This window comes from Brevundimonas viscosa (genome assembly GCF_900116065.1).
In the GTDB taxonomy this organism is placed as follows: domain Bacteria; phylum Pseudomonadota; class Alphaproteobacteria; order Caulobacterales; family Caulobacteraceae; genus Brevundimonas; species Brevundimonas viscosa.
The window spans coordinates 373,251-386,668 of the sequence record NZ_FOZV01000002.1 but is presented as its reverse complement, the minus strand read 5'-3'; the positions used below and the strand labels follow the sequence as shown (position 1 = coordinate 386,668).

Here is a 13,418-nt window from a genome sequence, read left to right as displayed (position 1 = left end):
GTGCGCGGCCCCCGCTTGCACCCTTCGGAATCGGCGGCTATATCGCCGGCTCCCCGCGCAGCGGTCCCTTCGTCTATCGGTTAGGACGTCAGGTTTTCAACCTGAAAAGAGGGGTTCGATTCCCCTAGGGACTGCCACGCGGGGCTTTCTCCTCCATTGCAGACACATCCTCGCCGCCCGCCGCCATGGCCGTCGCGCCGCCGTACGGCTTTGCCGTTGCGTCGGTTGTGAGAAATCCTTAACACAACCCGGCCCGACCTGAATTTCGCTTTTCAGGTGTTCGCAGAACCGTGTTAAATAAGGCGCGGCCCGCACCGAGCGTGGGCAGGGGGAAAGTCGTGTCCGACTACGAGGATATGGAGACCATGACGGCGATCCGGATCGCCGGGCGGGTCAAGTGGTTCGATCCGGGCAAGGGTTACGGCTTCATCGTTCCCGACGACCCCGGCATGACCGATCTCAAGGACGTGCTGCTGCACATCTCGAGCCTGCGCGACAGCGGGCGCGAGTCCGCGGCCGAAGGGGCGACCATATCCTGCGATTGCGTGCGCCGCCCCAAGGGATGGCAGGTGGTGACGATCCACGAACTGGGCGAAGGCGACCCCGCCCTGGCGGCGCCGCGTCGGGCGGCCCCCGACGGCGTGCGGCCGGCGGTGTTCGCCGTCGCCGCCGGCGACGCGCCGCTGGAGCCGGCGGTGGTGAAATGGTTCAACCGCACAAAAGGCTACGGATTCGTGGTGCGCGACGGGCAGGCGGGCGATATCTTCGTGCACGTGGAGACGCTGCGTCGCTGCGGGCTGGACGACCTCCTGCCCGGCGAGGCGGTTTCGGTGCGGTTCGCCGAGGGCCCCAAGGGTCTGGTGGTCGCGGAAATCAGGCCGGGCGGCTGATCGGCCGCCCCAGTCAGGGCGGAGAGAGCATGTCGAATCGTCGCGGAATTCTGGCGGGCGTGGTCGGACTGGCGCTGGTGGCGGGCTGCGCGGGCGCGCCCCAGGACGCGAACGGCAATCCGCTGGAGCCCCTGACCGTGGTCACCGACACGGGCGAACACCGCTTCATGGTCGAGATCGCCGACGACAACGCCGAACGGGCCCGGGGCCTGATGGAGCGGCCGCCGCTGGCCGACGACCGCGGCATGCTGTTCCAGTTCCCCGACGTGGCCGAGCGCGGCTTCTGGATGCGCAACACGCCCAGCCCGCTGGACATCATCTACATCGACCCGCGCGGCCGCATCGTCTCGATCGCCCGCAACGCCACGCCGAATTCGGACGCCGTGATCCCCTCGAACGGTCCGGCCAGCGGCGTGCTGGAGATCCGCGGCGGCCGGGCGGCCGAGATCGGCGCCGAGCCGGGCGACGTGGTCCGGCACCCGTTCTTCGCCTCGGAATAGGCGCCGTGCGTTGCGGCGGCCGGCCCGGCGTGGCATGAGGCCGCCTCCCTGGATCGGGGCGTAGCGCAGCCTGGTAGCGCATCTGCTTTGGGAGCAGAGGGTCGCAGGTTCGAATCCTGCCGCCCCGACCATGGGTTATAGGTGGGCTCTTCATGCGAAAGGTGAAGAGTGTCCTCCGGGCGCGACGTTCGGCCGGCTCAAGGCCATGCCCGACCTAAGCACGTTTCCGAATGCCCGCTAAGGGTCGGGTGCGGACGCTCGAAGGCTCTATAGGCGTGGTCGCCACTGCTGTTGCAGGCGAGAGTGATAAGCCTGAAGCTGATCTTCGGTGGATGGCGGCAGCGGAGCGAAGCGTGTCAGGACACGAGCCAGTTATGGTGAGCGGCCAACACCAGGGCCGTCTTACTTTCTCCGCCATCTCCCACGGTGTTGACTCATCAGTGATCACCGCGGGTCAGATCGGACTCGCAGTCGCGTTTATCGTCTTGGTCGTCGTTTTGGTCGATCTGGTGTCCAGAGGCCGATTGCGCCGGACAAGCATGGCTGCCGCCTGCTTTCTCGCGTGCATCTCTCCGGTGATCGCGATCGGTGCAGCGTCATTTGGCACAGTGAACTCGTGGTTATTGCTCAATGACCAGCCAGTCACTTTCTCGGAGTTGTGGGCGATGCATCTTGCTTACGCAGTCCCACCCGCGAGCGTTTTCACGGGGCTCGGAGTGGTCCTTGTATTCATCCTACGTCTCGACGACGCCTGGCTTGCCAGGAAAAGTGCAAAGCCTCTCTGACGAAACGTCTGCGATGGGTCGGGAGCGGGCTTTCGCTCCGTCCGCAGTCAGGCGCGGGTTTCAGCCGGCCTCAGCCCGCCGCCGGCCTCACCAGCAGGGCGTCGACGGGCTGGAGCACGCCGTTGCGGACCACCGCCTCCTCGCCGGCGAGGCGGCCGCGGGCGCCGTCGCCGGCCACGACCACGATGGCGTCGCCCTCGCGGGTGAAGGTGAGCAGCCCGTCGGCCATGGTGCGCATGGCGACGCCGTCGCCGCCGGAACGGTCGATGGCGGCCATGATATCCTGCCGCGTCAGCGCCCCCGGGACCACGTGGGCCCGCACCAGGGCGGCGCCCTCGGTGCGGTGGTCGTCGGCCGTGAAGTCCGTCGCGCCCTCGACCTGGAAGGCCGCGTCCGCCGGCGCGAACACCGTGTAGGGGCCGACGCCGGCGAAGACATCGGCCAGGCCGGCGTTGTCGGCGATGTCGCCGAGCACGTCGTGGCCGTCGTCGCCGTCCAGCGCCGCGGCAAGGGTCCGGTCGGTGTCGATCGCCGCTGCGGACGACGCGTCATCGGCTTCCTTGGCCCCGCAGCCGGCGAGGACGAGGACGGACAGGGCCGCGAGCGCGGCGGTACGGGTGGGGCGCATCCGGGATCTCCTGGGATGGATCAGGCGAGCAACTGGATCGCAGCCATCACCAGCTGCGTGGTGGGGTCGACCTGGTACACGTAGCCGTCGCTGTAACGGTACAGGCTGTCAGGCGTGTCGGCGTAGCGCGACCGGTACTGGTAGGGCACGTTGTAGATGTCGTACCCGGCCGGCATGGGCTGGCCGACAGTCCACGGCTGACCGGTCAGCAGGGCGGCGACCTGGCCGATGGCTTGGGTCGTGGGGTCCACGCCGTAGAGCGCGCCGTCGGCGTAGCGGTACTGGTACCGGTCCTCCAGACCATAGTACCGGGTGTAGTAGTCCGGCGCCGGACGCCAGTCCGTGTACTGGCTCGGCCAGGGCTGTCCCACCGCCAGCGCGCCGCCGAGCGCTGGAAGCCAGCCCAGGAGGTCGCCGCGCGGGTTCAGGCGGTACATGTACCCTTCGTCGAAGCGATAGCGGTAGTCGTCGCCCCGGTCCCACAGCCAGTAGGAGCTGGCCCTGGCGATCTTGCGCTCCTGTCCCGGCGGCAGGCAGCCATTGTTCCGCTTCGCCAGCCCGGGCGGGCAGCCGGCGATGAGGCCACGGTCGAGATCGCGGACGATCGGAAAGAGCCGGTCGTCGTCCCGCTCGGGCCGACGATCGAGCCGCTGTGCTTCGTCGCGGCCCCGGTCGCGCACCGCGTCCAGGTCGCGTTCGAGCCGCCGCTCCACGTTCCGGGCCTCGTCGCGCCGGACCTCGCGCGCGCGGTCCAGACGGCGTTCGAGGTCGCGGGCCTCGTTCTGGCGGACGTTCCGGACGCGCTCGGCCTCGCGTTCGACCCGGCGCTCCATCTGCCGCTCCGCGTTGCGTTCGGGACCGCGACCACGGTCGCCGCCCCGGTTGCCGTTGTCGTTGTCCTGACGCCCGGCCGCCCGCTCCGGCCCGCGGCCGTTCTCGCCGCCACGTCCGGGGTTCTGGGCGTCCGCCGCTGGCGCGGCGAGCCCAAGGGCGAGCGTGGCGCCGAGGGTGATGCTGAGGGTTGCAAGGTGCTTCATGGCGGCCTCCATCGTGGGCATCGGAACGTGGACCGCCGAGCGACGGTTCCGGCGCCGGCACCCGCACGGAGTGGGAACAGCGGCGCGCCGCGACCGTTTCAGCTCCCGGCAGGGGGCTGTAACAAGGACGCTTTCCATGACCAGATTTCTGACCTGCACCGCCGCCGCGGCCGCGCTGATCGCGGCCGGGCCGGCGGCGGCCCAGATCGCCGGCGGCCTCGGCGGCCAGGTGACCGGCGGCGTCTCCGGCCGCATCGACCGTCCGGCCGTCGGCCCGGCGGCCGGCCACCTCGGCGACACCCTTCGCGGCGCCCGGGACCGGACCCGCGACACCGTCTCGAACAGCCGGCGGATGGCGCGGGACGCGGCGCCGGATGTCGACGCGCGCGCTGACACCAACGCCCGCGCCGGCCTGCGCGCCGACCGTGACGGCGCCGCTGTCGACGCCGCCCTGCAAACCGGCGTCACCGTTCGCAGCTCGGACGGGGCGAATCTGGGCGAGATCGTCGAAGTGACGCGCAACGAGGCCGGCCGCACGGTGCATTTCCTCGTCCGTTCGGCCGACGGGACCGTGCGCATGGTGCCCGCCGGCGCCGTCTCCCTGGACGGCGAGGCGGTGGTCACGACCTGGAGCGAAGGCCAGTTCCGTCAACACTCGGACCGGAACAACGGCGCGCGGCGCAGCGACGCCGACGACCGGCGCTGATCGCGGCGGCCGGGGCCGTGTCGAAGTCGCCGCGACCGCGGCCGCGCATCTATCTGGACTGCGACGGCGTGCTCGCGGACTTCGAGCGCGGGGCTGCGGAGGTCCTCGGCATGCCGCCGAGGGCCTTCGAGGCGCGCTTCGGCCTTCGCGCCTTCTGGGCGCGGCTCGGGTCGGCCGAGGATTTCTTCGGCCGGCTTGAGCTGTTGCCGGATGCCATGGATCTGTATGCGGCCGTGCGGCATCGGGAGCCGGTGATCCTGACCGGGCTGCCCCGCGGCGGCTGGGCCGAGGCGCAGAAGCGGCGCTGGGCGGGGCGGCATTTCCCGGGCGTCGAGGTGATCACCACCCGCGCGGCGCTGAAGCGCGAGCACTGCCATCCCGGCGACGCCCTGGTCGACGACACGGTGAAGTTCCGCCACCTCTGGGAGCAGGAAGGCGGGGTGTTTATCACCCACACCAGCGCCGCGGGGTCGATCGCGGAACTGCGCCGGCTGGGCTTTCTGGAACCGGCCGCGGAGGCGGAGCCGGCTTGATCGGCGCGGCCGGGCGTCCTAGAGCCGGACCACCGGCTGCGGCCGGACGAAGAGGTTCATCCATGCTCGCCCGCATCTACCGCCCCGCCAAGACCGCCATGCAGTCCGGCAAGGCCAAGTCCAGGGACTGGCGGCTGGAGTTCGAGCCGGCCTCGGCGCGGACCATCGACCCGCTGATGGGCTGGACCTCGTCGTCGGACATGAACGGCCAGGTGCGGCTGACCTTCGATTCGAAGGAGGAGGCGATCGCCTACGCCGAGCGCTACGGCATCCCGTTCCGCCTGCACGAGCCGCAGGAGCCGCCGGTGATCCTCAAGGCCTACGCCGATAACTTCGCCCCCTTCCGCAAGGTCCCGTGGACGCATTGAATTCTGGTGCGCCTACCGCGCTTCGCGCTACTTGAGGCGCAAGCGATGGCCTCCGGGCGCCCTTAGCTCAGCTGGATAGAGCACCCGCCTTCTAAGCGGACGGTCGCAGGTTCGAATCCTGCAGGGCGCGCCAAGGGGGCAGGAGGACGCGGGCCGGCTATGGCGCGTGCGCCGAATCCGCCTCCCGCGCCGCTTCGATCCCCGCCAGCGCGCCCTCAAGGGCGGCGAAGGTCAGGCGGTCGGCGCGGTCGTTGTCGGTGAAGTGGGGCAGGGCCATGCGGTAGAGGGCGCGGGCCACGTAGAGGGTCGATCCGCAGACGGCCTCGAACTCGACCCCCTCGGCGGAGGCGCTGAAGCCGCTTTCGTCGGTCATGCGGATGCGGCAAGGCCGATGCGGAGGATGGCCGGCGTAGCCGTAGAGGGCCTCGAAGCGGAGGCGGGTCAGGCCCGGCTCGGCGTTGAACAGGACCTCGGCGTGCGGGGCCCCGGCGGCGAGCTGCAGGGCGGCGCGGAGCAGTTCGTCGAGGCCGTCGCCGATGTCGCTACCGCCCATCTCGCCGAGCTGGTCGCCGAGGCGGACGGTCAGACCGTGCCAGCCGTGGCTCTCGAAGGTGAACTCGAACTCGGGCGCCGGGCCCTGCGGCGGCTCGGGCGCTGGGGCCGGCGGCGGCCGCGTGGGGCGGTCGGGGGCCGGCTTGCTTCCGATCGGGCCGACCAGCCGCGCCAGCCGTTCGCGCACCTGGGGCGGGCCGCCGAGCAGGGCCGGCAGCCATTGCGCAGCGCGCCGGCGGGCCAGCCGGTCGAGCGCGATCTGCAGCCCGTCCGCAGCCGGCCCGAGCTCGGTCCGCTGGCAGCGAACGCTCAGTCGGAGGTCGGCCGAATAGAAGCGATAGGCGACCTCGCAATAGGCGCCGCCCATCACGCCCTCGTAGCGCGTGAGGCGGAGCCCGAGCGAGCCGCCGTCGGAAGGCAGGAACACCTCGCCGGCCTCCTTGGCCGCCAGCTCGCGCAGGTCCTCGGCGAAGGCCGCGAGGGCGGACCTCTGGATTAGCGGCCCGCGCGTATGCATCAGGGTCTCGAAGTGGTCGCCGACGTAGACAACGGTATCGAGCCAACCCGCCGACCCCTGCGGACCCTCGATCCACAGGCTGAGGGCCCCGAGGACGAGGTCGGGCGGGCGCGGCGGCATCAGGTCGGGCCCGGTGGGGTCCGAATAGATCGGGTGCGGCTCGGTCATGCGCCCTCGGCGGCTGGGGAGTCGGGGCAGCCTAGCATTTGAACCGCAGGGGCGAACTGACGGAAACCGACGCCGCGGCGGCGCCGTTGAGCGGGGGTGAAGCTCGCCACCTTCAACATCAACGGGATCAACACGCGGCTGGCCAACCTGCTGGCGTGGCTGAAAACCACCCAGCCAGATGTGGTCTGCCTGCAGGAGCTGAAGGCCACGGACATCCAGTTCCCGGCGAAGGCGCTGCGCGAGGTCGGCTACGACGCCGTCTGGAAGGGCGAGCATCGCTGGAACGGCGTGGCCATCCTGTCACGGATCGGCGAACCGGTCCTGACCCGGCGCGAGCTTCCGGGCGATCCGGCCGATGCGCAGAGTCGCTACATCGAGGCGGCGGTCGGCGGCGTGCTGGTCGGCTGCCTGTACCTGCCCAACGGCAATCCGCAGCCGGGGCCGAAGTTCGACTACAAACTGGCGTGGATGGCGCGCCTGAACGCCCATGCGGCGACGCTGCTGGCGACCGGGGCGCCGGTGGTGCTGGCCGGCGATTACAACGTCGTGCCGACGGAGGCGGACATCTACAACAGCCGCTCATGGAAGAGGGACGCCCTGCTGCAGCCGGAGGGTCGGGCGGCGTTCGCGGAACTGCTGGAGCAGGGCTGGACGGACGGGATCCGCGAGCGCTTCCCGCACGACCCGCCGCCGTGGACCTTCTGGCAGTATTTCCGTCAGGCGTGGGAGCGCGACGCCGGCCTCAGGATCGACCACCTGCTGCTCAGCCCGGCGGCGGCGGCGCGGCTGACCGACGCCGGGGTCGACCGCGAGGTGCGCGGCGGGGAGAAGGCGAGCGATCACGCGCCGGTCTGGATCACCCTGGACTGAGGGCGGCGTTCCAGGCTGCGAGGCCTACCTCCAGGTCGGCGATCAGGTCGGCGGGATCCTCAAGGCCGACGTGGAGGCGGAGCAGTTCGCCGGCCAGCCGGGGCGGCCGCTCGCGGAGGGCCAGCTGGCCGGTCTCGTGGGTGATCAGGCTCTCGAAGCCGCCCCAGGAGTAGCCCAAGCCGAAGAGCTCGAGGGCCGACATCAGGGCGTGGGCGGCGGCCTCATCGCCGCCCTTCATGACCACCCCGAACAGCGATGCGGCGCCCCCGTAGTCGCGACGCCACAGCGCGTGGGCGGGCGCGCCGGGCAGGGCGGGGTAGAGAACCTCGGCCACCTCCGGCCGGCCGCGCAGCCACCCGGCGACCTGCAGGGCCGAGCGCGCCTGTTCGGCGTAGCGCAGCGGCAGGGTGCGCAGGCCGCGCAGGGCCAGCCAGGCGTCGTCGGGCGAGACCCGCCAGCCGAGGTCCTCGATCGTGCCGGCGATCTGCCGCCCGGCGGCGGCGTCGGCGACGGCGATGGAGCCCATCAGCAGGTCGGAGTGGCCGCCGGCGTATTTGGTCAGGGCCTGGACGCTGACGTCGACGCCATGGGCCAGCGGACGGAAGGCGAGACCGGCGGCCCAGGTGTTGTCCATCACCGTCATCACGCCGCGGGCGCGGCAGGCGGCGGCCAGGGCCGGGACGTCGGCCAGTTCGAAGGTCAGGGAGGCGGGCGATTCGATCAGCAGGACCCGGGTGCGGTCCGTCACGGCGGCGAGAATCCCGTCGATCGACGCCTCGGCCCGGTGGAAACGCGTCGACACGCCGCGCGGCGCGAGCCAGCGGTTCAGGAAACGGCGACTGGGGCCGTAGAGGGCGTCGGTGGCGAGGACCTCGTCGCCGGGCCGCAGCAGGGCCAGCAGCGGGACCGTCACTGCGGCGAGCCCGGACGGAACCAGCCAGGCGTCGACGGCGCCCTCGAGCCCGGCCACGGCGGCGCGCAGCTCCCGGGCGGCGGTCAGGTCCTCGATGCCGTAGACCGGGCCGGCGGTCTCGTCACGCATGGCGGCGGGGTCGTCGTTAAGGAGGGTCGAGGCGCGCTCGACCGGCGGGGAGACCGGGCGCCGGCCGGCGCCCCGGCGGGTGGCGCCGGCGATCAGGCGGGTCCGGTCGGATCGTGCGGTCATCACGCCTGCCCAAGGGTTGCGGTGAAGCCTCCAAAGGCCTCTAAACGGGCGGGGGCGCAAGAGCGGCGGCGAGGCGCGGGATGCGGATACGGACGGCAGGTTGGTGGAAGGCGACGAGCGCGGCGCTCGTCCTCGGGCTTTCGGTCGCCGCCTGCGGCCGTGGCGAGCCGGCCGAGGAGGTCGTGGAGCCGCAGCCGGTCCGCACTGACGCCGCCGCGCCCCAGTTCGACAGTCCGACGCTGGCGGCCGTGAAGCGGCGCGGCCGGCTGAACTGCGGGGTCCATGAGGGCCTGGTGGGCTTCGCCTACACCGACAACCGGGGCCAGTGGCGCGGCTTCGACGCCGACTTCTGCCGCGCCCTCGCCGCGGCGGTGCTGGGCAACCCGAACGCGGTCCGCTTCGTGCCCCTGACCACCAGCCAGCGCTTCGAGGCGCTGCGCAGCGGCCGTATCGACGTGCTGTGGCGCAGCACCTCCTGGACGCTGGCGCGCGAGGCGGAGGAGGGCGTGCGCTTCGCCGGGATCAACTACTACGACGGCCAGGGCTTCCTGGTGCGACGCGCCCTCGACCTGGCCAGCGCCGTCGAGCTGAACGGCGCGCGGATTTGCGTTCAGAGGGATTCGACCTCTGAGCTCAACGTGGCCGACTGGTTCCGGGCGCGGGGCATCGCCTATCGCCCGGTGGTGACCGCCAGCCAGGATGCGGCGCGAGAAGCCTATGCACGGGAGGACTGCGACGCCTTCAGCGCCGACGTCTCCGCCTTGGCGGCGGCCCGCACCCTGCTGGGCAATCCGGAACAGCACGCCATCCTGCCCGAGGTGATCTCCAAGGAGCCGCTGGGGCCGGCGGTGCGCGCAGGCGACGAGGCGTGGACCTCGATCGTGCGCTGGACCCTCAACGGACTGATCCTCGCCGAGGAGCTGGGCGTCACCCGGGAAAACGCCGGCCAGCTGGCCGAGGCATCGCGCGACCCGACGATGCGTCGCCTGCTGGGCGTCGAGGGCGACGTCGGGCCGATGATCGGCCTGTCGAAGGATTGGATTAAGAGAGCCATCGAAGCTGAGGGCAACTATGGGGAAATCTTCGCCCGAAACATCGGGGCGGATTCTTCTCTCGACCTGGCGCGCGGCCTCAACGCACAATGGAACGCGCGGCCCGGCGGGTTGATCTACGCCCTGCCCATCCGATAACCACGCCGCCACAGGGCCCGGGGGAGCTTCATGGAAACCACGAAACGCGGCGGGATTCCGCTCTACGTCTGGATGCTGGTCGGCTTTCTGGCCGGTCTGGGCGGCGGCCTCTTCGTCAATCTGAACGGCCTCGAGGTCGTGCCCTGGGTGATGGAGATCATCCAGGCCGTGGGCCAGATCTTCCTGCGCCTGCTGTTCATGCTGGTGCTGCCGCTGCTGTTCTCGGCCCTGGCCGTGGGCGTGGCCGAGATGGGCGACCTCAAGTCGCTGGGCCGGGTGGGGCTGAAGACCCTGCTGTTCACCATCCTGGTCTCGGCCATCGCCGTCGCGGTCGGATTGGTCATGGTCAACTGGTTCCAGCCGGGCGCGGGCGTTGATCCGGCGCTGGCGCGGCAACTGCTGGCCGACGGGGCCGAGGGCGCCTCGGCCATCGTCGGCAATGCGCCGCAGAGCATCGAGGCGGGCCAGTTCTTCCTCGACATGATCCCCTCGAACGTCGTCACCGCGGCCTCGGAGAACCAGATCCTGCCGGTGATGGTGTTCGCCCTGATCTTCGGCATCGGCATGGTCATGGCCAAGTCGCCCTCGACCGACCGGCTGCAGGAGACGCTGCAGGGGCTGTTCGAGGTGATGATGAAACTCATCAACCTCGTCATCAAACTGGCCCCGGTCGCCATCGCCGCCCTGATGTTCAACCTGGCGGCGGTGTTCGGCTGGGATCTGCTGGTCCGGCTGGGCGCCTACGCCGCGGTCGCGCTGGGGGCCATGGCGATCCACATGTTCGTGGTCTATCCGCTGCTGGTCTGGATCTTCGGCGGCATGAATCCGCTGCGCTTCGCCAGCGGCGTGCGCGAGCCCTTCGTGGTCGCCTTCTCGACCGCCTCGTCAAACGCCACCCTGCCGATCGCGCTGAAGGCGGCGGAAGAGAAGCTGAAGCTGCCGCGTCGCATCTCGCGCTTCGTGCTGACCGTGGGGGCGACGGCGAACCAGAACGGCACCGCCCTGTTCGAGGGCGTGACGGTGCTGTTCCTGGCGCAGTTCTTCGGCGTCGATCTGAGCCTGACGCAACAGCTGATCGTCATGCTGGTCTGCATCCTCGGCGGCATCGGCACGGCGGGGGTGCCGGCCGGATCGCTGCCGGTCATCGCCCTGATCCTGACCATGGTCGGCGTGCCCGCCGAAGGCATCGGCCTGGTGCTGGGCGTCGACCGCTTCCTCGACATGTGCCGGACCACGCTGAACGTCACCGGCGACCTGGTGGCGGCGACCGTGGTCTCGCGCGGCGAGAGCGACGAGATCGTGCCGCCGGATCTTCCGGAGCCGGTGGCGCCTCCGGCCGACTAGGCGCCGATCGCGACGGGGCCGCCGTCGGGCGCGCCCCATTCGGCCCAGCTGCCGTCATAGAGGCGGAACGACCGGCCCAGCGCGGCCAGGCCGAGGCCGAGGATGGCGGCGGTGACGCCCGAGCCGCAGGTGGTGATGACAGGCCGGTCGGGATCGATCCCGGCCGAGGCGAAGGCCGCGCGGAGCTCGCCGGGAGCCTTTAGCCGGCCGGCGGCGTCCACCACCTCAGGGAAGGGCAGGTTGCGCGCGCCGGGCATGTGGCCGCAGCGGAGCCCCGGACGCGGTTCGGTCGCCTCACCGCGGAAGCGGGCGGCCGGGCGGGCGTCGAGCACCTGTTCGCCGGCCTCGAGGGCGTGGCGCACGTCGTCCATCGAGGCGACCCTGTCGGCGTCGAACCCGGCGTGGAACACCGCCGGGCGCGGCTCGGGCGCCGGGCCGCTGTCGAGCGGAAGGCCGGCCTCGCGCCAGGCCGGGAGGCCGCCGTCCAGCACCTGCGCCCGGCGCGCGCCCATGACCTTCAGCATCCACCAGACCCGCGGCGCCGAGCGAAGGCCAAGCGTGTCGTAGACCACGATGTGGTCCGCCTCGGACAGCCCGAGGGCGCCCATGCGAGCGGCGAACGCTTCGGGCGAAGGCAGCATGTGCGGCAGATCGCCGGAGCTGTCCGAACTGGCCTCGAGGTCGAAGAAGACGGCGCCGGGCAGGCGCGCCGCCACGAAGTCCGGGCGTCCGTCGCGCCCGTCCAGATGCCAGCTGGCGTCGACGATCCGCAGATCCTGGGCCCCGAGGCGGGCGGCGAGGTCGTGGGTGGAGATCAGGGGGCTGGGGTCGGGCATGGGTGCACGGCTACGCCGGCGGTCAGCTCTTCGCCAGCGCCAGCTGGATCACGTCGGTGCGACCGAAGCGGAAGCCGGCCTCACAGTAGGCCAGGTAGAAGCGCCACAGGCGGCGGAAACGCTCGTCGAACCCGGCCATGCGGCTGATCTCCGGCCAGGCCGACTGGAAACGCTGGTCCCACAGCTTCAGCGTTTCGGCGTAGTCGCGGCCGAATCGCTCGACCGTCCCCCAGGCCAGCCCGGCCCGGTCGACCACCGGCTTCAGCGCCGCCTCGGACGGCAGCATGCCGCCGGGGAAGATATATTTCTGTATGAAGTCGGCCCGCTTGCGGTAGCCGCCGAAGTGGGCGTCGTCGATGGTGATGATCTGCAGGCCGGCCCTGCCGCCGGGAGCCAGCACCTCGTGGATCTTGCCGAAATAGGCGGGCCAGTACTCCTGGCCCACCGCCTCGAACATCTCGATCGAGGCGATCCGGTCGAACCGCCCCTCGACGTCGCGGTAGTCGACCAGTCGGATGTCGGCGCGATCGGACAGGCCCGCATTGAACATGCGCTGCCGGGCGAAGTCGTACTGCTGCCGCGAGATGGTGATGCCGGTGACCCGGGCTCCGACCTCCGTCGCCGCGAACTCGGCGAAGCCGCCCCAGCCGCAGCCGATCTCCAGCACCGAGTGGCCGGCCTGCAGGTCCATCATTCGGGCAAGGGAGGCGTACTTCTCGCGCTGCGCCGCCTCCAGCGCCATGCCGGCGCGGCTGAACCGCGCCGAGGAATAGGTCATCGTCGGGTCGAGCCAGGTCGCGTAGAAGGTGTTGCCGAGGTCGTAGTGGGCGTGGATGTTCTTGCGCGAGCCGGCGCGGCTGTTGCGGTTCATCCGGTGGGCCAGCCAGTTCAGCGCCCGGATCATCGCATTGCCCCGGAACAGGCGGCTGATGTGTTGCTGGTTGCGCACCAGCACCTCGAGAAGCGCGGCGAGATGCGGCGTCTCCCACTCCCGGGCCATGTAGCCTTCAGCGAAGCCGATGTCGCCGGCGGCCAGCACCCGCCGGGCGAAGCCGTAGTCGCGCACCTCCAGCACCGCGGACGGGCCCGGCGCGTCGCCTTCAAGCTGGTGGATCGCGCCGTTGGGGAGTCGGACGGTCAGACGGCCGACGCGCCAGTTGGCGGTGAGGAGGCGCAACAGGAGGGCGAACCCGCGCGGGGTGCGGGCCCCAGGCTCCAGACGGTCGGCGGTCACCGAGGTCATGGCGGCGATGTTGGGTAGCCGCGGGGCGGTCGTCAATCCCCGTTCCGCGAGAGTCCGGGCGGGCAGGCGCCGGCGGGCGCGGCGCG

Annotated in this window: 14 protein-coding genes and 3 tRNA genes; 11 read left to right on the top strand and 6 right to left on the bottom strand. The window is 71.1% G+C overall.

All coding sequences use genetic code 11. From position 1 onward, the window contains the following. Positions 1–62: 62 nt before the first annotated feature. The 4 genes from BM333_RS06200 (at position 63) to BM333_RS06185 (ending at position 1,521) form a co-directional block, all read left to right on the top strand. Positions 63–137 (top strand) — tRNA-Glu (locus BM333_RS06200). Between the two features lie 219 nt (positions 138–356). Then, positions 357–890, top strand: coding sequence for a cold-shock protein (locus BM333_RS06195; RefSeq protein ID WP_092308593.1), 534 nt, complete (start codon positions 357–359; stop codon positions 888–890). A gap of 29 nt (positions 891–919) precedes the next feature. Beyond that, positions 920–1,390, top strand: a complete 471-nt coding sequence (locus BM333_RS06190; protein WP_092308429.1) for a DUF192 domain-containing protein — start codon at positions 920–922, stop codon at positions 1,388–1,390. A gap of 54 nt (positions 1,391–1,444) precedes the next feature. After that, positions 1,445–1,521, top strand: a tRNA-Pro gene (locus tag BM333_RS06185). 724 nt (positions 1,522–2,245) lie between these two features. Here BM333_RS06185 and BM333_RS06180 read toward each other — a convergent pair. Both BM333_RS06180 and BM333_RS06175 read right to left on the bottom strand, forming a co-directional pair. Then, complete coding sequence (locus BM333_RS06180) at positions 2,246–2,803, bottom strand: fasciclin domain-containing protein (protein WP_092308427.1); 558 nt, start codon at positions 2,801–2,803, stop codon at positions 2,246–2,248. Positions 2,804–2,823: 20 nt separating this feature from the next. Then, on the bottom strand, positions 2,824–3,840 hold the full coding sequence (locus BM333_RS06175; RefSeq protein WP_143105782.1) for a hypothetical protein: 1,017 nt from the start codon (positions 3,838–3,840) through the stop codon (positions 2,824–2,826). A gap of 136 nt (positions 3,841–3,976) precedes the next feature. Between BM333_RS06175 and BM333_RS06170 the strand changes: the two genes are divergently transcribed. From BM333_RS06170 to BM333_RS06155, 4 genes are all read left to right on the top strand, one after another. Then, the gene (locus BM333_RS06170; protein WP_092308423.1) at positions 3,977–4,546 is read left to right on the top strand and encodes a hypothetical protein; all 570 of its coding nucleotides are present in this window, start codon (positions 3,977–3,979) and stop codon (positions 4,544–4,546) included. 17 nt (positions 4,547–4,563) lie between these two features. Further along, positions 4,564–5,079, top strand: a complete 516-nt coding sequence (locus BM333_RS06165) for an HAD family hydrolase (protein ID WP_092308421.1) — start codon at positions 4,564–4,566, stop codon at positions 5,077–5,079. Positions 5,080–5,141: 62 nt separating this feature from the next. Then, positions 5,142–5,447 carry an ETC complex I subunit gene (locus BM333_RS06160; protein ID WP_092308419.1) on the top strand — a complete coding sequence of 102 codons (306 nt, stop codon included), beginning with the start codon at positions 5,142–5,144 and terminating at the stop codon, positions 5,445–5,447. A gap of 56 nt (positions 5,448–5,503) precedes the next feature. Further along, a tRNA-Arg gene (locus BM333_RS06155) sits at positions 5,504–5,580 on the top strand. Between the two features lie 24 nt (positions 5,581–5,604). Here BM333_RS06155 and BM333_RS06150 read toward each other — a convergent pair. Then, positions 5,605–6,684, bottom strand: coding sequence for a hypothetical protein (locus BM333_RS06150; protein WP_092308417.1), 1,080 nt, complete (start codon positions 6,682–6,684; stop codon positions 5,605–5,607). Positions 6,685–6,780: 96 nt separating this feature from the next. Between BM333_RS06150 and BM333_RS06145 the strand changes: the two genes are divergently transcribed. Next, positions 6,781–7,554, top strand: coding sequence for an exodeoxyribonuclease III (locus BM333_RS06145; RefSeq protein WP_092308414.1), 774 nt, complete (start codon positions 6,781–6,783; stop codon positions 7,552–7,554). On the opposite strand, the gene metC is transcribed toward BM333_RS06145, so the two are convergent. After that, entirely contained in the window at positions 7,541–8,719 is a 1,179-nt protein-coding gene (gene metC, locus BM333_RS06140) for a cystathionine beta-lyase (protein ID WP_092308412.1), read from the bottom strand. The genes BM333_RS06145 and metC overlap by 14 nt on opposite strands. Before the next feature lie 80 nt (positions 8,720–8,799). Here metC and BM333_RS06135 point away from each other — a divergent pair, with 80 nt between their 5' ends. Both BM333_RS06135 and BM333_RS06130 read left to right on the top strand, forming a co-directional pair. After that, positions 8,800–9,909 (top strand): amino acid ABC transporter substrate-binding protein, encoded by a 1,110-nt coding sequence (locus BM333_RS06135; RefSeq protein ID WP_092308409.1) that lies wholly within the window; start codon positions 8,800–8,802, stop codon positions 9,907–9,909. 30 nt (positions 9,910–9,939) lie between these two features. Continuing rightward, the gene (locus BM333_RS06130) at positions 9,940–11,253 is read left to right on the top strand and encodes a dicarboxylate/amino acid:cation symporter (RefSeq protein WP_092308407.1); all 1,314 of its coding nucleotides are present in this window, start codon (positions 9,940–9,942) and stop codon (positions 11,251–11,253) included. Here BM333_RS06130 and sseA read toward each other — a convergent pair. Continuing rightward, the gene (sseA, locus tag BM333_RS06125; protein WP_092308405.1) at positions 11,250–12,089 is read right to left on the bottom strand and encodes a 3-mercaptopyruvate sulfurtransferase; all 840 of its coding nucleotides are present in this window, start codon (positions 12,087–12,089) and stop codon (positions 11,250–11,252) included. The genes BM333_RS06130 and sseA overlap by 4 nt on opposite strands. Positions 12,090–12,111: 22 nt before the next feature. After that, complete coding sequence (locus BM333_RS06120; RefSeq protein ID WP_092308580.1) at positions 12,112–13,332, bottom strand: class I SAM-dependent methyltransferase; 1,221 nt, start codon at positions 13,330–13,332, stop codon at positions 12,112–12,114. Positions 13,333–13,418 lie beyond the last annotated feature (86 nt).

Coding starts and splice junctions, on each gene's coding strand:
- BM333_RS06160 (WP_092308419.1), top strand. CDS start 5,142: ATGCTCGCCCGCATCTACCGCCCCGCCAAGACCGCCATGCAGTCCGGC.
- BM333_RS06195 (WP_092308593.1), top strand. CDS start 357: ATGGAGACCATGACGGCGATCCGGATCGCCGGGCGGGTCAAGTGGTTC.
- BM333_RS06120 (WP_092308580.1), bottom strand. CDS start 13,332: ATGACCTCGGTGACCGCCGACCGTCTGGAGCCTGGGGCCCGCACCCCG.
- metC (WP_092308412.1), bottom strand. CDS start 8,719: ATGACCGCACGATCCGACCGGACCCGCCTGATCGCCGGCGCCACCCGC.
- BM333_RS06170 (WP_092308423.1), top strand. CDS start 3,977: ATGACCAGATTTCTGACCTGCACCGCCGCCGCGGCCGCGCTGATCGCG.
- sseA (WP_092308405.1), bottom strand. CDS start 12,089: ATGCCCGACCCCAGCCCCCTGATCTCCACCCACGACCTCGCCGCCCGC.
- BM333_RS06180 (WP_092308427.1), bottom strand. CDS start 2,803: ATGCGCCCCACCCGTACCGCCGCGCTCGCGGCCCTGTCCGTCCTCGTC.
- BM333_RS06150 (WP_092308417.1), bottom strand. CDS start 6,684: ATGACCGAGCCGCACCCGATCTATTCGGACCCCACCGGGCCCGACCTG.
- BM333_RS06190 (WP_092308429.1), top strand. CDS start 920: ATGTCGAATCGTCGCGGAATTCTGGCGGGCGTGGTCGGACTGGCGCTG.
- BM333_RS06130 (WP_092308407.1), top strand. CDS start 9,940: ATGGAAACCACGAAACGCGGCGGGATTCCGCTCTACGTCTGGATGCTG.
- BM333_RS06135 (WP_092308409.1), top strand. CDS start 8,800: ATGCGGATACGGACGGCAGGTTGGTGGAAGGCGACGAGCGCGGCGCTC.
- BM333_RS06175 (WP_143105782.1), bottom strand. CDS start 3,840: ATGAAGCACCTTGCAACCCTCAGCATCACCCTCGGCGCCACGCTCGCC.